General features: G+C 40.4%; 23 protein-coding genes. 2 read left to right on the forward strand and 21 right to left on the reverse strand.

Annotated elements, in window-relative coordinates:
• Positions 1-486: 486 nt before the first annotated feature.
• The 13 genes from secF to EO115_RS07035 all read right to left on the reverse strand — a co-directional run bounded on the left by secF (position 487) and on the right by EO115_RS07035 (position 12102).
• Positions 487-1383, reverse strand: a complete 897-nt coding sequence (gene secF / locus EO115_RS06975; RefSeq protein ID WP_126938238.1) for a protein translocase subunit SecF — start codon at positions 1381-1383, stop codon at positions 487-489.
• Complete coding sequence (gene secD / locus EO115_RS06980) at positions 1380-2642, reverse strand: protein translocase subunit SecD (RefSeq protein WP_126938239.1); 1263 nt, start codon at positions 2640-2642, stop codon at positions 1380-1382. The genes secF and secD overlap by 4 nt, the downstream gene beginning before the upstream one ends.
• An 11-nt stretch (positions 2643-2653) precedes the next feature.
• Positions 2654-3223, reverse strand: coding sequence for a 5-formyltetrahydrofolate cyclo-ligase (locus EO115_RS06985; protein ID WP_126938240.1), 570 nt, complete (start codon positions 3221-3223; stop codon positions 2654-2656).
• Entirely contained in the window at positions 3223-3516 is a 294-nt protein-coding gene (gene yajC, locus EO115_RS06990; protein WP_126938241.1) for a preprotein translocase subunit YajC, read from the reverse strand. The genes EO115_RS06985 and yajC overlap by 1 nt, the downstream gene beginning before the upstream one ends.
• An 8-nt stretch (positions 3517-3524) precedes the next feature.
• Positions 3525-4634, reverse strand: a complete 1110-nt coding sequence (tgt, locus tag EO115_RS06995; RefSeq protein ID WP_126938242.1) for a tRNA guanosine(34) transglycosylase Tgt — start codon at positions 4632-4634, stop codon at positions 3525-3527.
• A gap of 45 nt (positions 4635-4679) precedes the next feature.
• Complete coding sequence (gene queA, locus EO115_RS07000; protein ID WP_126938243.1) at positions 4680-5705, reverse strand: tRNA preQ1(34) S-adenosylmethionine ribosyltransferase-isomerase QueA; 1026 nt, start codon at positions 5703-5705, stop codon at positions 4680-4682.
• A gap of 14 nt (positions 5706-5719) precedes the next feature.
• Positions 5720-7216: a SpoIID/LytB domain-containing protein gene (locus tag EO115_RS07005; RefSeq protein WP_240628990.1), complete on the reverse strand. Its 1497-nt coding sequence runs from the start codon at positions 7214-7216 to the stop codon at positions 5720-5722.
• The gene (ruvB, locus tag EO115_RS07010) at positions 7213-8220 is read right to left on the reverse strand and encodes a Holliday junction branch migration DNA helicase RuvB (protein WP_126938244.1); all 1008 of its coding nucleotides are present in this window, start codon (positions 8218-8220) and stop codon (positions 7213-7215) included. The genes EO115_RS07005 and ruvB overlap by 4 nt, the downstream gene beginning before the upstream one ends.
• 2 nt (positions 8221-8222) lie before the next feature.
• Positions 8223-8834 (reverse strand): Holliday junction branch migration protein RuvA, encoded by a 612-nt coding sequence (gene ruvA, locus EO115_RS07015; RefSeq protein WP_126938245.1) that lies wholly within the window; start codon positions 8832-8834, stop codon positions 8223-8225.
• Positions 8835-8841: 7 nt separating this feature from the next.
• Positions 8842-9342: a crossover junction endodeoxyribonuclease RuvC gene (gene ruvC / locus EO115_RS07020; protein ID WP_126938246.1), complete on the reverse strand. Its 501-nt coding sequence runs from the start codon at positions 9340-9342 to the stop codon at positions 8842-8844.
• A 71-nt stretch (positions 9343-9413) separates the two neighbouring features.
• Positions 9414-10088 (reverse strand): DNA repair protein RadC, encoded by a 675-nt coding sequence (gene radC / locus EO115_RS07025; protein WP_126938247.1) that lies wholly within the window; start codon positions 10086-10088, stop codon positions 9414-9416.
• A 229-nt stretch (positions 10089-10317) separates the two neighbouring features.
• Positions 10318-11532, reverse strand: coding sequence for an acetate/propionate family kinase (locus EO115_RS07030; protein WP_126938248.1), 1215 nt, complete (start codon positions 11530-11532; stop codon positions 10318-10320).
• Positions 11533-11535: 3 nt separating this feature from the next.
• Positions 11536-12102, reverse strand: a complete 567-nt coding sequence (locus EO115_RS07035; protein ID WP_126938249.1) for a hypothetical protein — start codon at positions 12100-12102, stop codon at positions 11536-11538.
• Between the two features lie 114 nt (positions 12103-12216).
• Between EO115_RS07035 and EO115_RS07040 the strand changes: the two genes are divergently transcribed.
• A complete protein-coding gene (locus EO115_RS07040; protein ID WP_126938250.1) occupies positions 12217-13632 on the forward strand; it encodes a nucleotidyltransferase family protein in 1416 nt (471 codons plus the stop codon).
• A gap of 58 nt (positions 13633-13690) precedes the next feature.
• Here EO115_RS07040 and rimM read toward each other — a convergent pair whose 3' ends face one another.
• From rimM to EO115_RS07075, 7 genes are all read right to left on the reverse strand, one after another.
• Positions 13691-14188, reverse strand: coding sequence for a ribosome maturation factor RimM (gene rimM / locus EO115_RS07045; RefSeq protein WP_126938251.1), 498 nt, complete (start codon positions 14186-14188; stop codon positions 13691-13693).
• The gene (locus tag EO115_RS07050; protein WP_126938252.1) at positions 14188-14595 is read right to left on the reverse strand and encodes a YlqD family protein; all 408 of its coding nucleotides are present in this window, start codon (positions 14593-14595) and stop codon (positions 14188-14190) included. Before EO115_RS07050 ends, rimM begins: the two co-directional genes overlap by 1 nt.
• 12 nt (positions 14596-14607) lie before the next feature.
• Positions 14608-14835: a KH domain-containing protein gene (locus EO115_RS07055; protein WP_126938253.1), complete on the reverse strand. Its 228-nt coding sequence runs from the start codon at positions 14833-14835 to the stop codon at positions 14608-14610.
• Between the two features lie 21 nt (positions 14836-14856).
• Positions 14857-15120, reverse strand: a complete 264-nt coding sequence (rpsP, locus tag EO115_RS07060; RefSeq protein ID WP_126938254.1) for a 30S ribosomal protein S16 — start codon at positions 15118-15120, stop codon at positions 14857-14859.
• Positions 15121-15147: 27 nt separating this feature from the next.
• Positions 15148-16497 carry a signal recognition particle protein gene (gene ffh / locus EO115_RS07065; RefSeq protein ID WP_126938255.1) on the reverse strand — a complete coding sequence of 450 codons (1350 nt, stop codon included), beginning with the start codon at positions 16495-16497 and terminating at the stop codon, positions 15148-15150.
• Between the two features lies 1 nt (position 16498).
• Positions 16499-16822 carry a putative DNA-binding protein gene (locus EO115_RS07070; RefSeq protein WP_126938256.1) on the reverse strand — a complete coding sequence of 108 codons (324 nt, stop codon included), beginning with the start codon at positions 16820-16822 and terminating at the stop codon, positions 16499-16501.
• A gap of 352 nt (positions 16823-17174) precedes the next feature.
• Positions 17175-17996, reverse strand: a complete 822-nt coding sequence (locus tag EO115_RS07075) for a MerR family transcriptional regulator (protein ID WP_126938257.1) — start codon at positions 17994-17996, stop codon at positions 17175-17177.
• 393 nt (positions 17997-18389) lie between these two features.
• Here EO115_RS07075 and EO115_RS07080 point away from each other — a divergent pair, with 393 nt between their 5' ends.
• Positions 18390-18578 carry a hypothetical protein gene (locus EO115_RS07080; protein WP_009353434.1) on the forward strand — a complete coding sequence of 63 codons (189 nt, stop codon included), beginning with the start codon at positions 18390-18392 and terminating at the stop codon, positions 18576-18578.
• Between the two features lie 197 nt (positions 18579-18775).
• Here the strand turns inward: EO115_RS07080 and EO115_RS07085 are convergent, their stop codons facing one another.
• Entirely contained in the window at positions 18776-20929 is a 2154-nt protein-coding gene (locus tag EO115_RS07085; protein WP_126938258.1) for a cation-translocating P-type ATPase, read from the reverse strand.
• Between the last annotated feature and the right edge of the window lie 64 nt (positions 20930-20993).

Consider the following 20993-nt stretch of genomic DNA (forward strand, 5'->3'; position numbering starts at 1 on the left):
TCAACTTTGTGAAACCCGCACTCTGGCTTATGTTTACTTCTTTCGAAGTAATTACCTTACATTGTTCAGTTTTCAAAGATCAACTTTAGCTTTCACAACCCTATGTTGTGACGACTAGATTATAATAACAGATTCACAAATTTGTGTCAACAATTATTTTAATCTTTCTTTAATTTTCTTTTATCTAATATGATTTGAGAAAATTAAAAGTGCTTGTGTCTCAAGCACTAAAAGTATTATATGCCATTTCCAAATAATTTGCAACCCCTTATAGCAATTATTTTCGAACTTCATTAATTCCTACTATACGCCTATAAACCCCACCTTCATGCAAAATATTTCCAACACTATTTTTAACTAAATATCTAAATCAAGAAACGAGCAACATGTTCCGGAGCAAACCTACCGTAGGATCAGTTCGGGTCGGAATATGTTGCTCGTTTCCCTTTCACCAATCAAGCATTCAAGCAAAACAGAATAGCATCATTAGTGACGATTACGTGCATCTTTTTTATTATTAGATTTCCAAATTGCCCATAACGATGTTGCTACGCAAATGGAGGAATAGGCACCACTTACGAATCCAATAATCATACATAGCGCAAAGTTCTTGGTTGTATCCCCACCAAAGAAATATAGGGAACAACATGCAAACAAAACTGTAGATAATGTATAGCAACTACGATGGATACTTTGATGAATACTTGCATTGGCAAGATCTGCAAACGTATCTGTTCGTTTATGTGTATGTGTATTCTCACGAATTCGGTCAAAAATTACTACAGATTCATTCATCGAGTAACCAATAACTGTCAAAATCGCAGCCAAGAAGGAGGAATCAATTTCTAAATGGAAGAAAGAGAATATCCCTAATACCATGATTAAGTCATGGAAAATAGCTGCCAAACAAGATAAGGCTACACGGTATTCAAATCGATAGGTAATATACAGTGCCAATGCTACAAAGGCAATTAATAAGTTAGTCAATGCATGTTCAGTGACTTCCGAACCAATTACAGCACCTACAGATTCAATACGTTTTACTGTGCCTTCTGCTAGGTTTTTATTTAAGGCTTCTACAACGGCTTGGCTTTCACTGGCCTCAAGATTACGAGTACGGATCATTACCGTTTTGCCTTCTGTATCTGTCGCATCCGAACCAGACAATTGAATGACAGAGTTTTCTAAATCAAAGGCTTTCAAATTGTCGCGTACAGCCGATACTTGAACTGGCTTAGCAAATTCAACTTCTACAATGGTACCACCTGTAAAGTCGATGCCAAAGTTAAATCCATACATAAACATGGAAATAATACTTAGGATAACTGCAATGGAGGAGATACTAAACCACCAACGATGACGTTTTATTACATCAAATGTCATTTTTTCTTATCTCCTTTCGCAAACGCTTCCATCGTTACAGATGGAGACACATTAGATCCATACCAGAATGGACGATTCGTAATACGAGCTGCAATGAGCATATGCATCAAAGTACGACTCATGGATACAGCTGTGAACATGGATACAATAACGCCTAATGCCAAGTTGATAGCAAACCCTTTTACAGGACCACTACCTAATACAATTAGAATAACCGCTGTGATCATAACTGATGTATTAGCATCAAAAATTGTATCAAAAGCACGTCTAAATCCAGATTCCATAGACATACGCAATGTTTTGCCATCCGTTACTTCTTCTTTGAAGCGTTCAAATATAAGTATATTCGCATCCACGGCGACACCCATACTCAGGATAATCCCCGCTACCCCAGGCAATGTCATCGTTGCATTCAGAGCATGCGGCCCCAGAATACCCACTAAAATTAATACAAACACCAGCAAGGCAATAGTTGCCACAAATCCTGACAAACGATATAAAACAAGCATGAAAGCAATGATCAATGCAATCCCTACTCCGAAGGCGATAACAGATTTATCTTTGGAGTCCTGACCTAATGTAGGGCCTACTGTACGAACCTCCATAACTTCTACTTTGACAGGTAATGCACCAGAACGTAATAAGATAGCTAGATTTTTTGCTTCTTCTAGGTCACGGCTACCTGTAATACGAGCACTACCACCAGTAATTGGTTCATTAACTACAGGATTCGTCAATTGCTCGCCATCAAGGTAAATACCGATATGGCGACCAATGTTAGCTGTTGTTAAAGCGCCGAATTTTTTGGCACCTTCATCTGTCAATTGAATATTAACAGATGCTTGTTTACCTTCTAATTGTTCTTTCGCATCTTTTAAATCATTACCGTCTAAATGAACTTTACCATTTTCATCACGGAATTCAAGAACCGCTGTTTTACCAACTGTTTCAATCGCTTTTTGCGGATCTTTTTCCCCTGGTAATTCAATAATAATACGTTTTTTACCTTCTCGTTGAATAATTGGCTCTGTTAAGCCCATTTCATTGATACGGCGACCTAAAATTTGAATGACACGTTCTACTGCATCATCCGTTACCACATTAGGACCAGAATCTTGTGCTTCTAATACAATGTGAGTCCCACCTTGTAAATCTAACCCTTGCTTGATAGAGTTAGCTAATGGTCCAATGAGCCAAATAAATAAGCCCAAAATAACTGCTACTACGCCAAAAAAGCGTAAAGCTGCTTTTGTGTTCAATGGATTCCCTCCTATCCTTTACTACACTGGATACTTTCAGACGGTGTTACAATCTTATGCATCCACTCATCATGTGCTGCCATAGGTAACGCTTTCTCTGAAAGTTGGTTATCCCAAGCAATGCCGATACGTTTTTCAAAAGCAATCTGTTGCAAATATCGGTCATAATATCCGGCCCCCATGCCCATGCGTCCACCAACGGCATCAAAGGCTATCCCTGGTACTAACACACAGTCTAAAATATGGGGCTCTACAATTCGATATGGTTTCTTAGGAATTCGAATTCCTAATGTGCCTCGTTCTACATTATCTAGATCTTCCAGATGAACACCTATCATCTCTGTTTTATTGATACAAACAGGTACATAGATATCTTTCTGTTGCTCTAACGCTTCCGCTAGAAACACATCTAAATTCGCCTCTTTGGGCATCGCCAAATAGGCCATAATATGTTGCGCTTCTCTCACCTCTGGGAGAGACCACAGTTGCCGGATTAGTTGTTTTGACCAAAGAGATACCATATCCATTGTCACACTGCTTCGTTTTAAAAGAAACTCTTGACGCAGTGTTTGTTTATCCATTACTTTTGGTCCTTTCCAAGAACCTGTGCAATAGCAGATCGAGCAAATGTCATTTCTACTTTTTCTGCTACTTGCAATACTACAGTGTCTTCTGAAAGTGTCACAATTTCACCATGAATACCGCCAATTGTCAACACCTTTTGCCCTTTCTTTAAGTTATCTAATAGCACTTGGCGTTTCTTTTGTTGTTTCTTTTGCGGACGATACAACATAAAATAAAAAATAACTACCATAATAAGCACTGGCAATACTGCTTGGCCTGTTTGACCTTGGAAAAATCCTAAGAAATCCATAGTTCCTCCTATTTAGTAAAATAATGCCAGAATTCCTCACGGAATGCTACGAAACGATCCTCTAGGATAGCCTTGCGCATTTGTCGCATGAATTCTAATAAGAAATATAAATTATGATACGACACTAGACGGAATGCGAGAATTTCTTCTGCCTTGTACAAGTGTCGAATATAAGCACGTGTATAGTTTTGACAGGCATAACAACCACAGCCTTCTTCAATAGGTCCCCAGTCGCGCATGAATGAAGCATTACGCAAATTCAAACGGCCTTTCCAAGTCATGGCCATCCCATTTCGAGCCACGCGTGTTGGATATACGCAGTCAAACATGTCGATACCACGAGCAACGCCTTCTACTAAACAATCCGCAGTACCAACACCCATCAAATAGCGAGCTTTATTAGTTGGCAATAATGGCGTTGTGTACTCTAGCACTTCATACATTAAGTCATGCGGTTCCCCTACGGAAAGACCACCGATACTGTAGCCTTCAAAGTCCATTGCTACTAACTCTTTGGCACTTCTTTCACGAAGATCTTGGTACATACCACCTTGCACAATACCAAACATGCCTTGGTTCTTAGACCGACGCGCTTCCTGACAACGCTCAGCCCAACGGGTCGTTCTCGCTGTAGATGCATCTGCATACCTATGATCTGCTGGATACGGTATGCACTCATCGAAAGCCATCATAATATCGGAACCTAATTGCTCTTGTACTTTAGTGGCTACTTCGGGAGATAAAAACTTTTTAGATCCATCTAAATGCGATCGAAAGTTAACCCCTTCTTCTGTAATCTTACGCAACTTGCCTAGACTGAACACTTGGAAGCCACCACTATCAGTTAAAATAGCTTGATCCCAATTCATAAATTTATGCAATCCCCCTGCTTCTTCCACCAGTTCAGGACCTGGACGCAAGAATAAATGATAGGTATTACTCAAAATGACTTGAGACCCCATCGCTTTTAACTCCTCTGGAGCCAATGTTTTTACCGTTGCTTGTGTACCTACTGGCATAAACATCGGTGTTTCATACGTTCCATGAGGAGTATGCAACAACCCTGCCCTTGCACCTGTGTGAGGACATTGTTTTTGCAATTCATATTTAATTGCCATACATACACTCCTTCATTACTTTTGTATTATAACATACTTTTCATCTTATCGAATAAACATAGCATCTCCAAAACTGAAAAATCTATATTTTTCCTTAACTGCCTCTTCATAGGCCGCCAAACAATGCTCTCTGCCTGCTAACGCACTAATAAGCATCAGTAAGGTGGACTGTGGCAAATGAAAGTTAGTAATTAATGCATCTACCATTTTATAAGTATACCCAGGATAGATAAAAATTTGGGTCCAGTCAGAACCGCTATGTACAAGACCTATGTCTGTGGCTGCAGATTCTAAAGTCCGCACCGACGTAGTTCCTACAGCAATGACTCTTCGACCTTCTGCTTTGGCACGATTAACTAATTCTGCAGTTTCTTCTGACACATGGTAAAACTCTTTATGCATATCATGATCTTCAATAGACTCTGCCGACACTGGACGGAAGGTACCTAACCCTACATGCAAAGTAACAAATCCAATCTGTACACCCTTGTTCTGAATCTCTTGTAATAGATCAGGCGTAAAATGTAGCCCCGCTGTAGGTGCTGCAGCAGATCCCTTTTCCTTTGCATATACTGTTTGGTATCTATCTTTGTCTTCTAATTTTTCATGGATATATGGTGGTAACGGCATTTCTCCGATGTCATTGATAATCTCATCAAAATTACCATTCGGCTTAAATTGAATCAATCGACCACCAAACGCTGTATGGTCTACAATAACTGCTTCCAAATTCGCACCAAAGGACAGTTCTTGCCCTTTTTGACATTTTTTACCCGGCTTCACAAGGCATTCCCAAAGGTGCTCACCTTTAGGCGTCAGCAATAATACTTCTACCTTACCTCCAGTACCTTTTCGTTCTCCATATAATCGTGCAGGGATTACCTTTGTATTATTAAAAATCAATACATCACCTTCGCGCAGCTCATCTAATATAGCGCGGAAAGAGTCTTTATGAGATATCACTCCACTCACTTTATCCAATGTCATTAACCGCGATGCATCACGTGGTTCCACTGGATGTTGTGCAATGAGTTCTTCTGGTAAATCATAATTAAAATCAGATACTTTCATACTATTCCTTCTAGTTAATTGTACAGTTTCGTAATCGCCGTACCTTGGTAATAATGTTGTAAAATCACTTTGTAATAGTTTGGTTGGCTCGCCTCTTTTCGACTCGCCATTTCTGCGGCACCCCATTGTGAAAGTCCCAAACCATGACCCCATCCATATCCATGAATCGTCACAGTTTGATTACCGTTACCAAACGTGTGGTTTACTTTCATAGTGGATCCATCAATACGACTAGGTGGCGTTTGCCCTATATACATATCAAACAAGGTAGATTTTAAACCAAATAGTCCCTGCACTTGTTCCCCTGTCAATGTTACTGTGCCGCGCTCACCAACAAACTTCATCGACTTAATCCGCCCTGACACGCCTCGATCTAAGGCTTTCATCGGGCGAGAGGTCAGTGGCGTCAACTCGATTTGTTTCAAAGCTCCTACAGATTTACTAGCTCCAGCCAATTTCTTTTCGATGCTCTCACGGCTGGTAATGACATTCCAAACTGTTGTTCCTTCATGGTTCGAGTAATCTTGTACTCCTTTTAGGTAAGGCAGATCATTGCCCCATAGGTTTACACTATCTTCTGTATACCCTCCACCATCGGAATGAAAGAGTGCATTGATCGGTTTTCCTTGATACGTGATGACCATCCCACGTGTTTGATTCACAGCTGCATTCGTGCTAGCATATTCACTGCTTTTACCACCATACACTTGATCAGAGGTGGTGGTACCTATATCATAGGTACTTCCTCGTCTACTATTCATGGAGTTCATCGCATATGTTCTGGCTGCCACGGCTTGAGCTTCTAATGCTGGTGCAGGCCAACTAGGCACCACTTCTTCTGGAACAACGCCTTGTACATACTGTTCTAGGCCCAATACATTAATAACGCTGACAGTCCCTGATCCATTAGCTAGAGCCGTAATAGCACCACGATATGTTTTCCCTAATGTCTGCAATATGGATCCGTACCGTCCTTGTTCATTTTGTACAGTCACAGATTGACCCATAGCCTGTCCATTCACATGCACAATACCAGAACTAGAGGAAATTGTCACTGCCTGACCTACACCTATAGTCTGAACTTTTTTTTGCATACTATCTAGGACTACCATAGGTGACGCACTGGTGATGCTAAATGCTTGTGAGCGATTTCCTAAGATCACTCGAATCACTGGTTCTCCGCCAGCCTGCTTCGATGCACTTTCTTGGTCCGCAGTTGGTTTCTTTTCGGTTACCGCTTGTGCTGTATGTGTCATTGGCTTCTGATCTGCCTTAACTGCCTTAACTGGTTTCGATGTATTCACTGGCTTTCTCTGCGGCACATTCGGCTTGCGATGATTGTCAGTTTGCTCCTGATTACGATCCATTTCATTCGGTTTTACAAAGGTGGCTTTCACTATTTTTCTTTGCCCTGGTTGCCCCTTAGATTGGGCTGCCTCTGCTACAGAAGCCGTTCCTAATAAGGCGAGTACAACCCCCATCGCTAAACAGCGATATCCTAATCCTTTCATGGTTCCGCCTTTCTAGGGATCCCTAAATGGTCATACGCAGCTGGCGTCACAATGCGGCCTCGATTCGTTCTAGCTAATAATCCCAATTGCATTAAATACGGTTCATACACATCTTCAATGCTTTCACGTTCTTCACTAACAGAAGCCGCTATCGTATCAACACCAACCGGTCCACCATCAAATTTTTCGATAATCGTATGCAAAATTCTGCGATCAATACGGTCTAGCCCTAACGCATCGATATCTAATCGTTGTAATGCTTGGTCTGCAATCTCTTTTGTAATCACTCCATCGCCCAATACTTGTGCTACATCGCGCACACGTTTCAACAGACGATTTGCAATCCTAGGGGTTCCACGAGATCTTCGTGCAATTTCACTAGCCCCTTCTGGCTCCATATGAATATCCAAAATATCTGCGGAACGACTGACAATAAATTCTAATTCATTTTGCTTGTAATATTCTAATCGGCTAATCACACCGAATCGATCGCGCAAAGGTGCAGCCAAAGCACCCGCTCGTGTAGTGGCTCCAATTAAAGTAAACTTAGGCAGTTCAATACGAACCGATCTAGCACTTGGCCCTTTACCAATAATAATATCCAAAGCATAATCTTCCATAGCAGAATATAATACTTCTTCTACCGAGCGTGACAAGCGGTGAATCTCATCAATAAATAGTACATCACCAGGTTGTAAGTTACTTAACAGGGCTGCTAAATCACCTGCTCGTTCAATGGCAGGCCCCGATGTCACTCGAAAATTAACACCTAACTCATTGGCTACAATTCCCGCTAAGGTTGTTTTGCCTAGCCCCGGCGGTCCATATAACAATACATGGTCCAAGGTTTCACCACGTAATTTTGCAGCTTCTATAAAGATATGTAGATTTTCTTTCGCTTGCGTTTGGCCAATGTATTCTTTCAAATACCGTGGGCGAAGACTATACTGCCAAGTATCTTCTTCACGCTCTTGCATGGTCACAATTCGATTTTCTTGATCCATACTTATCTTCCTTTACCCAATGCCGCTAATACTTGTTTCAATAATTCTGGTACTTCCTGTGTGCCATCATACACATCTTGCACGACTGGCTGCACTTCTTGCGCACTATACCCTAGTGCCATTAAGGCTTCTACAACTTCTTCCGTAACCCCCACAGGTGCTTTTACCAATGCTGATATAGTACCACTAGGTGTGAAAGTCCCTGCAATGCCTAAACTTTCAATTTTATCTTTTAGTTCCAGCACTAATCTCTCTGCTGATTTTTTTCCAATCCCTGGTAACTTTTGCAAGCCTTTTGTATCACCACTAATAATAAGACCTACAAATTGATCTGGGCTAATGGCAGATAAAATGCCTAACCCTAGTTTGGGGCCTACCCCAGATACAGAAATTAGCATTAAAAATAATTCATAATCTTCTATTGTTAAAAAACCATATAGCTGTATCGCATCTTCACGTACATTCGTATACGTATATAAACATGTCTCTTCCCCTACTTGCAATTGACTTTGCACAGAGCTAGGTACATATACACGATATCCTACATCATGTACATTGACATAGACAGCTTCCACTAACCGATGGGTGACAATTCCTTTTATATATGCAATCATAGTATCCTCACAATTGTAAAATCTGTTTTAATGTATCTGTATGCGAGCTATGAGCTGTGCAAATGGCAATGGCCAAGGCATCTGCCGCATCATCGGGTTTAATTTTCTCACGAATCCCCAACAAGTTCATCGTCATATAGGTGACTTGCTCTTTTGTTGCTTTTCCGTAACCTACTACAGATTGTTTGACCTGCAATGGGGTATACTCATAAATCGGCAAATCTTGCTGGCTCGCCGCTAGCAAAGTAACACCCCTAGCTTGGGCAACGCCAATACCTGTCGTCACATTGCGAGCAAAGTACAGCTTTTCTATACCAAACTTTTGAGGGCGAAATTCTTCTAAAATATCACTTAACTCATTAAATATAATTTCTAATCGTCTCGCTTCCGGTGTTTTTGCCTCTGTAGTAATCACACCATAGGTAACAGGTTTCAACGAGCTCCCTATGACATCAATAATACCATATCCACAAATAGCATAGCCCGGATCAATTCCAATAATTCGCACGCTATAACCTCTGATTCTATTTCATCGTTTCAATCATTTAATTATAGCAAATTTAGAGCATATCTGCACCCTTATAGTATACCTTTTTCCAATAAGCTTACATACGTTCCATCTCCAATGATGATATGGTCAAGCACAGGAATCCCCATAACCTCTCCAGCTCTCGCAAACACTTTGGTCACCCGCACGTCATCACTACTCTCCGTGGGGTCCCCTGATGGGTGATTATGCATCAAGATTATGGCCCCTGCATTAGCATCAATAGCATGACGAAATACAGCTCTCTGCTCTGCTGTGCTACTCGTTAATCCACCCTTTGAGATAAGGACGGGCTTAATTAATTTATTTTTCACCGTCAACAACAAGATGTAAAAATGTTCCTCTGTTTTATGTCGTAATCGTTCCATCATATAATGGGCTGCTGCTTCTGGTGTACTAAAATCTTGCCAATCTTTTTTTACCTTCATCTGCCCTAATCGTCTGCCTAGTTCTATGGCTGCACATATTGTTACCGCTTTATCTTGTCCAATACCATTGATTTCTCGCAATCGGTCCACAGTGACATCATTTAGCCCTCCTGTGAAAGTTTCCATATGTGTCACCACATCATTCGCTACTGTTAACACAGAGGCCCCTTTTCTTCCAGTCCGCAATAAAATAGCAATCAACTCTTCCAACGCTAACGCTTCTGGTCCTAAGGCAATAAATTTTTCTCTCGGCAGTTGATATGATTGTAAATCCAACATAATTCCTCCATCATTTGAAAGTAACTCTACAACTCCTATAAACGACAACACGCCGTACTCTAATGAGTACGACGCATTCTAATCTGTACAAGTTATTTGTACCTATATGTAAATCTCTCTATATCTATATAATTCGCCACAAGTTAGAAAACTCCTTTTATCACAAACCACCTATTTATAACAAAAAGAGTCTCCTCATAGAGGAGACTCTTTCACAAGTAATCAGAGATTACCAGTTTTTCATCACTAATGGGCTTGTGATACGTTTTGTATCGCGAGCGATCATGATTTCTTCATTTGTAGGAATTGCAAAGATTTTAACTTTGGAACCTTCTGCACTGATTTCAGCTTCTTTACCACGAACATTGTTGCGTTCAGGATCGATGCGAGTGCCTAAGTATTCTAAACCATTGCAGATTGCATCACGGTTGCCAATACCATTTTCACCGATACCAGCTGTGAATACGATAGCGTCAACACCACCCATAACAGCTACATACGCGCCGATTGTAGAACGTACTTTGTAATGGAACATATCCAATGCCAATTGAGCACGTTTATTGCCTTCTTCAGCTGCTTCTTCGATAACACGGAAGTCATTGGATACGCCAGAAATGCCGAATACACCAGATTTTTTGTTCATGATAGCATCGATTTCATGGTATGTCATATCCCATTTTTCCATCAAGTAAGGAACGATAGCTGGGTCGATATCACCACAACGAGTACCCATGATCAAACCAGATAATGGAGTGAAGCCCATGGAAGTATCGATAGAACGGCCACCTTTGATAGCTGTAACGGAAGAACCATTACCTAAGTGACAAGATACGATGCGAAGATCGGACATGTGTTTACCCATCAATTCTGCTACACGTTGTGCCACATATTTGTGGGAAGTACCATGGAAACCATAACGGCGAACACCTAAATCAGTGTATGCTTCGTATGGAAGACCATATAAGAATGCCTCAGCTGGCATTGTTTGATGGAATGCTGTATCAAATACACCAACTTGTGGTACATTTGGCATAATTTTTTGGCATGCTTCGATACCTTGGATGTTTGGAGGATTGTGAAGTGGAGCGATTTTCGCGCATTCTTCCAATGCTTCCATCACTGCAGGAGTGATCAATACGGAGTCAGCGAATTTTTCAGCACCATGTACTACACGGTGACCTACTGCATCGATTTCATCCATAGAACCAATCACACCATGCTCTGGATCTACCAAAATATCCAATAAGACTTGTAACGCCACTTTGTGGTCAGCTACTGGTTCGATGCGTTCTAATTTGTCTGCATCTGGACGACGATGTGTGAAAATTGCATCATCGGAACCGATTTTTTCGAATTGACCTTTCGCCAATACAACTTCATGCTCCATATCAATTAATTGATACTTCAAGGAGGAGCTACCGCAGTTTACGACTAAAACGTTCATTACTTATCCCTCTTTCTTAGTAATTTGAATGTGCCCATTCACACGTTGATTAATTTCTTCTCCTACAGGAGATGCATCGCTGTATGAATAGCGTATATTCCACAATACACCTTTGTTAATAAATGTGTATTGAGTGAAACCAACTTTATGACCATTCGCATTCGTGGCCAATGTAGATTTTATGGCTGGTACACCATCCACTTGTACCTTTTCTTGATTCCAAGGTACATTAGCTCCTGTTTGCCCAAGTTCTTTTCCTAACTCTTGTTGAGCTATTTTTGCGGACTCTTCTAAACTTAGTAAAGGAGCTCCAGCTGATGCTTGCGTAGCACTCACAAACACTCCATAGTTCTTATCAAGTCCCGCATACACAGTGAATGGCTGCCCTTTGTCATTGGCAACTATTTTATCAAGTTGGCCAAAATCAAAAGGAGAATCTACAATCACTTCCGATTGACCTACATTAATGACCTTTTGACCGAAACTATAGGTATCAATTGCTTGCTGGTTGCCGCAGCCACCTAATAGGAACATCATTCCCAATCCGAGGGCGATGATATATTGTTTCATAAGTTCACCTCATATAGATACAATACTCTACGCCCAATTATACCATTAATGTAAGGTTTTTTTCTACCCTTTTTTGACATTTCTTTGTATACTATACACATAGGAGGTACAAACATGAAAACTATTGGCATCATTGCAGAATATAATCCCTTTCACAAAGGGCATGCCCATCAACTACAAGAGCTTCGCCGTATATATCCAGATGCAACCTTGCTCGTTGTGATGAGCGGTGATTTTGTGCAACGAGGCACACCTGCTATATTTTCTAAGTTCCACCGTGCTCAATGGGCGGTCATGTGCGGTGCAGATATCGTCTTTGAATTACCTTCCATGTTCGCTGTTAGTTCTGCTGAATATTTTGCCGCTGGTGGCGTTCGATTGTTACATGCTCTTGGGTGTGATGCCATTTCATTTGGGACCACCCATACACAAGTAGAGGACCTTATATCCGTTGCCAAAGTATTAGATCACCCTAGTACGCAAGAATCGTTACGCACTTTTTTAGGACAAGGGTACTCCTATGGTACAGCCTTACGCAAAGCAACCCAGCTGTTTCGTTCAGTAAATTCTTCATTGAGTAGCGATGCTTCCTCAGGCAAAAACACATCCGAGAACAATTCATTAGAAAACTCGAACCATATGTGTATCTTGGACTCTGACCCTAATGCCATCTTAGGCATTGAATACATACGCGCCTTACATCGCTATCATATCGACTTAGACATCATTCCTGTGAAACGAACTAGCTCCCATCACAATCCAACTTTAGATGATTCGTTACCATCTGGTACTGCCTTGCGAAATGCTATTTACGCATCCAAACATACGTCTTCCAGCTTATCCAGGTCTCATAACATGCAACAAGTATCTGATACCTCTTACGGACCTTGTGCATCATTAGAAGACAGTGCATCTATCTCATTAGATGAATTAGGAGTCGATGCCTCCTCTTTAGAAGAAGACACTTTCAAGTGGCATCACTACGTACCTTCTATGGTGGCCCCTCTTGCTATAGATATTGTACAATCCAGCTATTATGCCAATCTGGATCGTTATTATGATATGATTCACTTCGCTAGCCGCGTAGCCACCAAAGAAGATTTACAAACCTTACACGATATGAGTGATGGTTTAGAAGAAGCATGGCTCACAGCAAGCACCCTCTCTTCTTGGACGCACGCCCGTGAAAGTTTAAAATCAAGACGCTATACCTATGCTCGGCTTGACCGTATTGCTACCTACAGTCTCTTCCGTCGTACTAAAGAGCTATTCCAGGAGTGCCACCAACAAGGCCCTACCTATGGTCGTCTCCTAGCATTCAATGACCGAGGCCGTCAATACCTAAAAGAAAAACGTTCTTCCATTCCAATCGTTCAAAAATGGGCTCCTTTCTGCCAACAAGCATCAGGTATAACCAAAGTATTGTGCGAACAAGATCAACTAGCAAGTCGAATATGGAGACTCACTGTAGAAAACCCACTCTATCGTGATAGCCATTATGATTACACTACCAGTCCTATGTATATATAAAACAAAAAAGTCCCCTGTACTGAATGCATCATTGCACTCAGTACAAGGGACTTTTCTATTACAACCATTCTGGAGGATCTACGATCATTTTACCACCTTCAATATCAATGGTTAACACCACTGTTTTTAGAGCTGGCAATAATAAATCCGGCTCACCCTCTTTGGCTACGACGTATACATCGTTCGCACCAGGCTGTAATACTTCTTTTACAATGCCTAAATCATTGCCTTCTGTATCTTCTACGGCAAGGCCTTCGATTTCAAAGATATAATATCTATCTTCTGGCAATTCCATCAAATCTTGTCTTGGCACCTTTATCTCTTGCTTACCCAATCGTTCAACTGCTGTACGGTCAGGTAATTCTTTAAAAGTAGCCAAAATAAACTGTTTATGAAATTTAGCAGATGTAATATGGTATGGTTCACCATTAATGTAGCACACATCCATATTCATAAACCGTTCTGGAAAGTCTGTTCTCGGTAATATACGAACATCGCCCCGCACACCGTGCGGAGCGATGATCACACCGATGGTAATCAGTTCTTGTGTATCCATTATTTACGGAATGCCACAACTTTGCCATCTTCTAGCAAAATTTCAGAGCCCATAAGAGCATCTAAATTATCACCGATTTTCACAGTAATCGTTTGCTCCATTTGGCCTTGGGCAATTTCAGAACCAACTTCAAGCTTCTCCGCTTCTTTCAAACGCTCTGCTACTTGAGTTTTGAAAGCTATGCGTTGTTGCTTTTCTTCCTCGATTTGTTGACGCAATTGGATTAAACCTTGTGCATCAATTTTTGCTTGCTCACTTAACAAACGTTTTGCTTGGAACTCGATTTGTTGTAAATCTTGATCCACCATGTCCATTTGTTGTTGTAAATCAGCAACGATTTTGTTTTTTAAAGTGTCCGTAACCTTAGACTTAATTGCCACGGGTACGCGTAATGTCATTTCTTCCATGGTACCACCCTTTTAGACAATATCAACGGATATCTTCTTGTTCTCTTTAATAGCCGCTGCTTTAGCCACAGCGCGAATCGCTTTCGCAATCTTACCTTGCTTTCCGATTACTTTACCCATGTCATCTGGTGCGACACGAATTTCATACACTTCCACATGATCGCGGACGTCCATCGTAACAGAAACGGCTTCAGGTTGCTTAACTAATGATTGAACAATTAATGTAATTAATTCTTGCATCACAGTACGCCTCTCTATTAATTATTTTTTAGCGTCAGCAAATTTTTGCATTACGCCATGTTTTTTGAACAAGGAGCGAACAGTATCAGTAGGTTGTGCACCTTTACCCAACCATGCCAATGCTTTCTCTTCGTCAATATTAACGATTGCTGGGTTTTTAGTAGCATCGTATTGACCTACTGTATCAACTGGACGACCTTCACGTGGAGCGCGAGAGTCAGCAACTACGATACGATAGAAAGGAGCTTTTTTAGCACCTAAACGAGTTAAACGGATTTTTAACATTCTTCTTTCACCTCCTTAAATAGAATATTATCCCATGAACGGTAATTTAGGGAACATACCCTTCTTACCTTTGCCCATAGACTGCATTTGTTTCATAAACTTGCGAGCTTCTTCAAATTGTTTAATCAATTGATTCACTCGCTGTACAGTAGTACCAGACCCTGCCGCAATCCGCTTGCGACGAGATCCATTCAATATATTAGGATCAGTACGTTCTGCCATCGTCATAGATTTAATAATGGCTTCAATCTGACGTACCTCTTTATTATTTAAGTCAAAGCCCGCCAATTGGTCTTTCAATTTACCCATACCTGGTAACATGCCCAACAAATTTTGTAGAGGGCCCAATTTACGAATTTGATTCATTTGTGCTAAGAAATCATCTAAGGTGAAGTTATTTTTGGCCATTTTTTCAGCCATTTTTTTCGCTTCTTCCTCATCGATTGTATTTTGCACACTTTCAATTAATGTTTTAAAATCACCTAAGTCTAAAATACGAGAGGCCATTCGATCGGGATGGAATACTTCTAGGCCATCCATTTTTTCGCTAGTCCCTGTAAACTTAATCGGCGTACCTGTCACAGCTTTAATAGATAGAGCTGCACCCCCGCGGGCATCACCATCCATTTTTGTCAAAATTACCCCATCTAGACCAAGATAATTATTGAAAGCTTCTGCTGTGCCCACTGCATCTTGACCAATCATGGCATCCACTACCAGCAAGATTTCATGTGGTTTTACTTCTTGTTTGATATTGGCTAATTCATTCATCAGCGTTTCATCAATCGCCAAGCGACCTGCCGTATCGATGATGACAACATCTTTTAATAAGCGCTTCGCTTCTTCAATACCCGCTTTGGCAATCTCTACTGGATTGGCCCCTGGCGTTTCATTAGCAAACACAGGAATATCAATCTGAGCTCCCACTACTTGTAACTGCTTAATCGCGGCTGGGCGATACACATCGGCTGCCACTAACATAGGATGTTTACCTTGCTTACGAAGGTGTACGGATAGTTTACCAGCGGTCGTCGTTTTACCAGCTCCTTGCAAGCCTACTAACATAATAATAGTTGGAGCTTTCGGAGAAATCATAATGCGACTTTCCGTACCGCCTAGTAATGCTGTCAATTCATCATTTACGATTTTAATAACAGTTTGTGCTGGATTTAACGATCCAAACACTTCTTCACCTAAGGCTTTTTCCTTAATGCGACTAATAAAATCCTTCGCTACGCCAAAATTTACGTCTGCTTCTAATAAAGCAAATCGCACTTGTCGCAACGCAAGATTGACATCATCTTCAGAAATTTTACCTTTTCCTTTTAAGGATGCAAAGGCTTCTTGTAATTTATGTGTTAAATTTTCGAAAGCCATACTATCCCTCCAATTTTGCTAATAGTGAGTATATTGAGTCAGACGCAGGTATCGTGTTACCTATTTCTTCTTTAATCTCTGTAATAATATCTCTTCGCATCATATATTGCTCAATTAAGTGCAACTTTTCCTCATAGGATTCCATCAATGATCTAGCCCGTTCTATCGTATCATGTACGGCTTGCCTAGAAATGCCAAATTCCTCTGCAATTTCACCTAATGACATATCATCTTCATGATGCAAGGCATAACATTCTCTTTGACGCTCTGTCAATAAAGGCCCATAAAAATCCAACAACAAACTTATTGTCATTCGTTCTTCCATGAGTGCCTCCTCTTTGCATATAGCAAGTCAATCAGTGTCAAGTTAAAAATGTTTACACTTAATAATACCAATCTTTTTTCTTATTGTCAACACTTGTAAAGTGTTTTTACTTTACACACTCTATAGTGGTCACACATTGTTAACGTGATCTTCTAAAGATGGGTTCAAGAGTGTGGTCGCTTATTTACTAACGCAAGGGTTCGATGTGAACAGTATGATAGACGAAGCATACAAGCTATATCACTTCCACACTCTTTGTGTCATACTATGATAGGAGTCATTAATTTCCACTTGGAAGTAAATGTTTTTTTCCAATATGTATTTGTTATATTGTATATTATTAAAACGCTACCTATTCTTCTACAGGTATTGTAATTTTAGATAAATAGTTACTTCTATCCGTTTCCGTCCAATAATTACGCACTGGTTCTATATACACGGATCCTGCGATTTGTAATCCTTCATAGGAGAGATAACTACTTACCTTATCATAGATCCAAGTTGCTTGCTCTTCATAGAGCCCTGTATAAAATAATTCCAAATACATGCCTCGATGTCGCGTTACAATCTCCCTCTCTCCCTCATAATCAAAGCCTACATCTGTACAGTAATGACTATAGTTTGTAATATCACCTTTTTCATAAGCCTCACCGTCAATGGCCATACCAATCTTCACCTCTTTAAAAGGGACTTCATGCAATAGCTGAGCCTGATGTTGTATCAAGGTAAATAGTTTTTTCTTCCCCTTTTCTTTCGCATCATAGGGAGTTAACACATAAAAAGATTCTTCTTTCATACCAAAGAACAATCGATTTTGAGGTATTTTTAAATATCGTTCTAAGTTAAATAAGGTTCTCTCTAAATGCATTTTATTGGTGTATAGATCGTTAATATCACGATCAAATCCATACCGAGCATCTTCCAACAGTGTCTTTAACATCTGTGGTCCCCGATGCTCCACATAATCTTGAATGTCTTTTAAAGATAAGTTTAATTTTTTTAATGTTAAAATAATCTCTAATCGATAACATTCCTCTAATGTGTAATACCTATACCCATTGTCTTCAATTTTTGCTGGCGGAAATAAACCTAATTTTTCATAATATAAAATCGTTTGCTTTGATATACCATATATTTTTGATACATCTCCTATTGTCATATAAATGTCTCGCATATGTCCCCGTCTTTCCTTTATTTATATTCATTTTGTGTAATTACTGTCCACTCATGCTAAAACTGCACTATGGGTATGTAGTTTTATATACATCTATACTATAGCACAACTGTGGGATTTTTCATATATTGACTTTCATTCATGTATTTTTATCAATAACTTAATTAATTCTCATAAAAAAGTAACTCTATTCTCTTCTTATTCACCTAAAACACGATAGTATCAGCACTTAACAGAGATTTATAAGTATTTTAAAAATAATTATATTTCTTAGTTGACTCCACTATAACCATATCCTTTACTATAATACCAGAGGACAGGTACACAAGTTGTACAGGAGTTCTCATTGAGCAAGTTAATAAGTATAAACTATTGAATAAGGAGGCTATACCCATGGCATGTGGACACAAAGGTCGCGAATTTTACGCAAATGACCCAGAAAAGTTAGCCCGCTACGATATGGCAATGCGCCACATCGAAGCAGCTCGTGAAGAAGGTCAATCTTCCGAGGAAATCCACGCTATGTTCAACCGTATTATGAGCGGTAACACAGCTGGTAAATGTAAGCACAAAAAAGGTTGATTCAAATATGTACGCCCATACTATTAGAATATACCCCAACCTTTGAGTGAAATAGATAGGACGTTGTCCGAAACAAAACCCCAACTCTTCTTCCCTTGAGTTGGGGTTCTATTTTTATATCCAAATTACAATCTCATCGCTAGATTACTAGAACTCTAATTTCCTAGAGTTCTAGTATCAGCAAATAAAATTATTGTTTATACATGTGCTCGTTTTAACCGCAGCGCATTACTTACCACGGTAACAGAACTGAAGGCCATGGCTGTACCTGCAATGATTGGGCTCAAGTATCCTGCAGCTGCCAAAGGTATACCAATGCAGTTAAAAATTAAAGCCCAAAATAAATTCTGCTTAATGTTGGTCATTGTTTTACGACTAATGTTCACTGCTTGTACAAGAGTTCGCAAATCATTTCGCACTAATACGATATCCGCCGCCTCAATAGCTACGTCCGTACCATGACCGATACCAAATCCAATATCTGCTAGCGCTAAAGCTGGCGCATCATTGATACCATCTCCCACCATGCCAACGGATTTTCCTTGACTTTGTAATGTGGCGATGGTATTTGCTTTATCTTGTGGCAGTACTTCCGCTACTACGTGAGTAATTCCTGCTTGGGCAGCTATATAGTTCGCTGTGCGCGCATTGTCTCCTGTGACCATCCACACATCGATGCCTTGCTCTTGTAAAGCCTTTACAACCTCAGGAGTTTCTGGACGCAATGTATCTGCTACAGCCCAAATACCGTGTACTGTGCCGTCTACTAACAAGACGGATACAGAATTGCCTTGTTCTTCCAGACTGTGGATCTCCACTTGCCATGGCGTGATATCAACACCCAGTTCTTGCATCCAGCGAGTATGACCAACCCGAATCAATTTATCCGCTATACGTCCTTCCAATCCTTTTCCTGGAATATCTTGGAAGTCTTTCACGATCATTTGTGGCACGCCTTTGCTAGCACCGTATTTAGCAATGGCTTGTGCAATAGGGTGAGTAGAACCTTTTTCAAGATTCACTGTGAAAGCTAAGTTATACATTTCATCACCTGCTGTATATATCACTTTCGTAACAGATAGCTTTCCTTCCGTTAAAGTCCCAGTTTTATCCATGATGATGGCATTGATATGACCTGCTTTTTCTAAAAATTCTGCACTTTTAATAAGCACTCCATGTTCAGCTCCTAATCCTGATCCGACCATAATAGAGGTTGGAGTAGCCAAACCTAGCGCACAAGGACAAGCTATGACAAGCACTGCTGTGCCGTACAATAAAGCATCTCCTACTGTGGAACCTAATCCAAAATACCAAATCCCCATAGTAAGTATGGCAATACCTATGACTGCGGGAACAAAATAGGATGCCAATACATCAGCTATGCGCTGAATGCTCGCTTTCGAGGCTTGTGCTTGCTCTACTACTTTAATGATTTGCGACAACATCGTTGCCTCTCCTATGGCAGTAGCTTTCATAATAAAAGAGCCCGATACATTGACTGTAGCCCCCATAACTTGACTAGAAGGACCTTTCTCTACTGGCACACTTTCACCCGTTAACATCGCTTCATCCACTGTAGAGTTACCTTCTAAGATAATGCCATCCACAGGGATTTTTTCACCAGCACGAACTTGGATTTTGTCACCAACAATAATATCTTTAGTCGGAATATCCATCCACTGTCCATCTCGTTCTACATGAGCTACACTAGGTTGTAGGGCCATTAATTTTTGAATTGCTTCCGAAGTACGGCCCTTTGCAATGTCTTCTAATAATTTTCCTAATAAGATAAAAGTAATCAACCATGCAGAGGTTTCAAAGTACATCTCATGGTGTCCCACTGCCATCTGATAGATACTAAACCCATACGCCACGGATGTACCCAATGCTACTAATACATCCATAGTGAGCGTACCACTGCGAATGGCCGCAAAGGCACTCGTATAAAAAATCCAGCCTGATCCAAATTGAGCAATCGTAGCTAAGACCAACTCAATTTCATGGGATAACATCGGCCACTGCCAGAAATAATGTCCCATCATGGATACCATCATCGGAATTGCCATGAGAGCAGCCACCCCTAAGCGGATATATTGCCCTTTATGGGATGGTTGTTCTACTACTCCTCCTTCATCGGTAGCAATATGAGCACCAAAGCCTATTTTTTCAATGGCTGCAATCACTTCTGTCGCACCAATGGCGCTATCTTCTGTGTATGTGACTGTACCTTTGTTGGTAAGCAAGTTGACTTTCACATCAGCTACACCATCTAATTTTTGTACTACTTTTTCTACACGCCCTACACAGGCTGCGCAATGCATGCCTATAATAGAAAACTCTTCTTTACGCATAATTCCTCCTCATGCTATTTGCTTCTATGTGAAAGATATCTAAATTTCTTAATATGAATATATT

Source organism: Veillonella sp. CHU740 (assembly GCF_003992055.1).
Taxonomy (GTDB): Bacteria; Bacillota; Negativicutes; order Veillonellales; family Veillonellaceae; genus F0422.

Excerpts from the sequence above, each read along its gene's own strand:
- secF (WP_126938238.1), bottom strand. The coding sequence starts at position 1,383 with ATGACATTTGATGTAATAAAACGTCATCGTTGGTGGTTTAGTATCTCC.
- EO115_RS06985 (WP_126938240.1), bottom strand. The coding sequence starts at position 3,223 with ATGGATAAACAAACACTGCGTCAAGAGTTTCTTTTAAAACGAAGCAGT.
- yajC (WP_126938241.1), bottom strand. The coding sequence starts at position 3,516 with ATGGATTTCTTAGGATTTTTCCAAGGTCAAACAGGCCAAGCAGTATTG.
- tgt (WP_126938242.1), bottom strand. The coding sequence starts at position 4,634 with ATGGCAATTAAATATGAATTGCAAAAACAATGTCCTCACACAGGTGCA.
- queA (WP_126938243.1), bottom strand. The coding sequence starts at position 5,705 with ATGAAAGTATCTGATTTTAATTATGATTTACCAGAAGAACTCATTGCA.
- EO115_RS07005 (WP_240628990.1), bottom strand. The coding sequence starts at position 7,216 with ATGAAAGGATTAGGATATCGCTGTTTAGCGATGGGGGTTGTACTCGCC.
- ruvB (WP_126938244.1), bottom strand. The coding sequence starts at position 8,220 with ATGGATCAAGAAAATCGAATTGTGACCATGCAAGAGCGTGAAGAAGAT.
- ruvA (WP_126938245.1), bottom strand. The coding sequence starts at position 8,834 with ATGATTGCATATATAAAAGGAATTGTCACCCATCGGTTAGTGGAAGCT.
- radC (WP_126938247.1), bottom strand. The coding sequence starts at position 10,088 with ATGTTGGATTTACAATCATATCAACTGCCGAGAGAAAAATTTATTGCC.
- EO115_RS07030 (WP_126938248.1), bottom strand. The coding sequence starts at position 11,532 with ATGAACGTTTTAGTCGTAAACTGCGGTAGCTCCTCCTTGAAGTATCAA.
- EO115_RS07035 (WP_126938249.1), bottom strand. The coding sequence starts at position 12,102 with ATGAAACAATATATCATCGCCCTCGGATTGGGAATGATGTTCCTATTA.
- EO115_RS07040 (WP_126938250.1), top strand. The coding sequence starts at position 12,217 with ATGAAAACTATTGGCATCATTGCAGAATATAATCCCTTTCACAAAGGG.
- rimM (WP_126938251.1), bottom strand. The coding sequence starts at position 14,188 with ATGGATACACAAGAACTGATTACCATCGGTGTGATCATCGCTCCGCAC.
- EO115_RS07050 (WP_126938252.1), bottom strand. The coding sequence starts at position 14,595 with ATGGAAGAAATGACATTACGCGTACCCGTGGCAATTAAGTCTAAGGTT.
- EO115_RS07055 (WP_126938253.1), bottom strand. The coding sequence starts at position 14,835 with ATGCAAGAATTAATTACATTAATTGTTCAATCATTAGTTAAGCAACCT.
- rpsP (WP_126938254.1), bottom strand. The coding sequence starts at position 15,120 with ATGTTAAAAATCCGTTTAACTCGTTTAGGTGCTAAAAAAGCTCCTTTC.
- ffh (WP_126938255.1), bottom strand. The coding sequence starts at position 16,497 with ATGGCTTTCGAAAATTTAACACATAAATTACAAGAAGCCTTTGCATCC.
- EO115_RS07070 (WP_126938256.1), bottom strand. The coding sequence starts at position 16,822 with ATGGAAGAACGAATGACAATAAGTTTGTTGTTGGATTTTTATGGGCCT.
- EO115_RS07075 (WP_126938257.1), bottom strand. The coding sequence starts at position 17,996 with ATGCGAGACATTTATATGACAATAGGAGATGTATCAAAAATATATGGT.
- EO115_RS07080 (WP_009353434.1), top strand. The coding sequence starts at position 18,390 with ATGGCATGTGGACACAAAGGTCGCGAATTTTACGCAAATGACCCAGAA.
- EO115_RS07085 (WP_126938258.1), bottom strand. The coding sequence starts at position 20,929 with ATGCGTAAAGAAGAGTTTTCTATTATAGGCATGCATTGCGCAGCCTGT.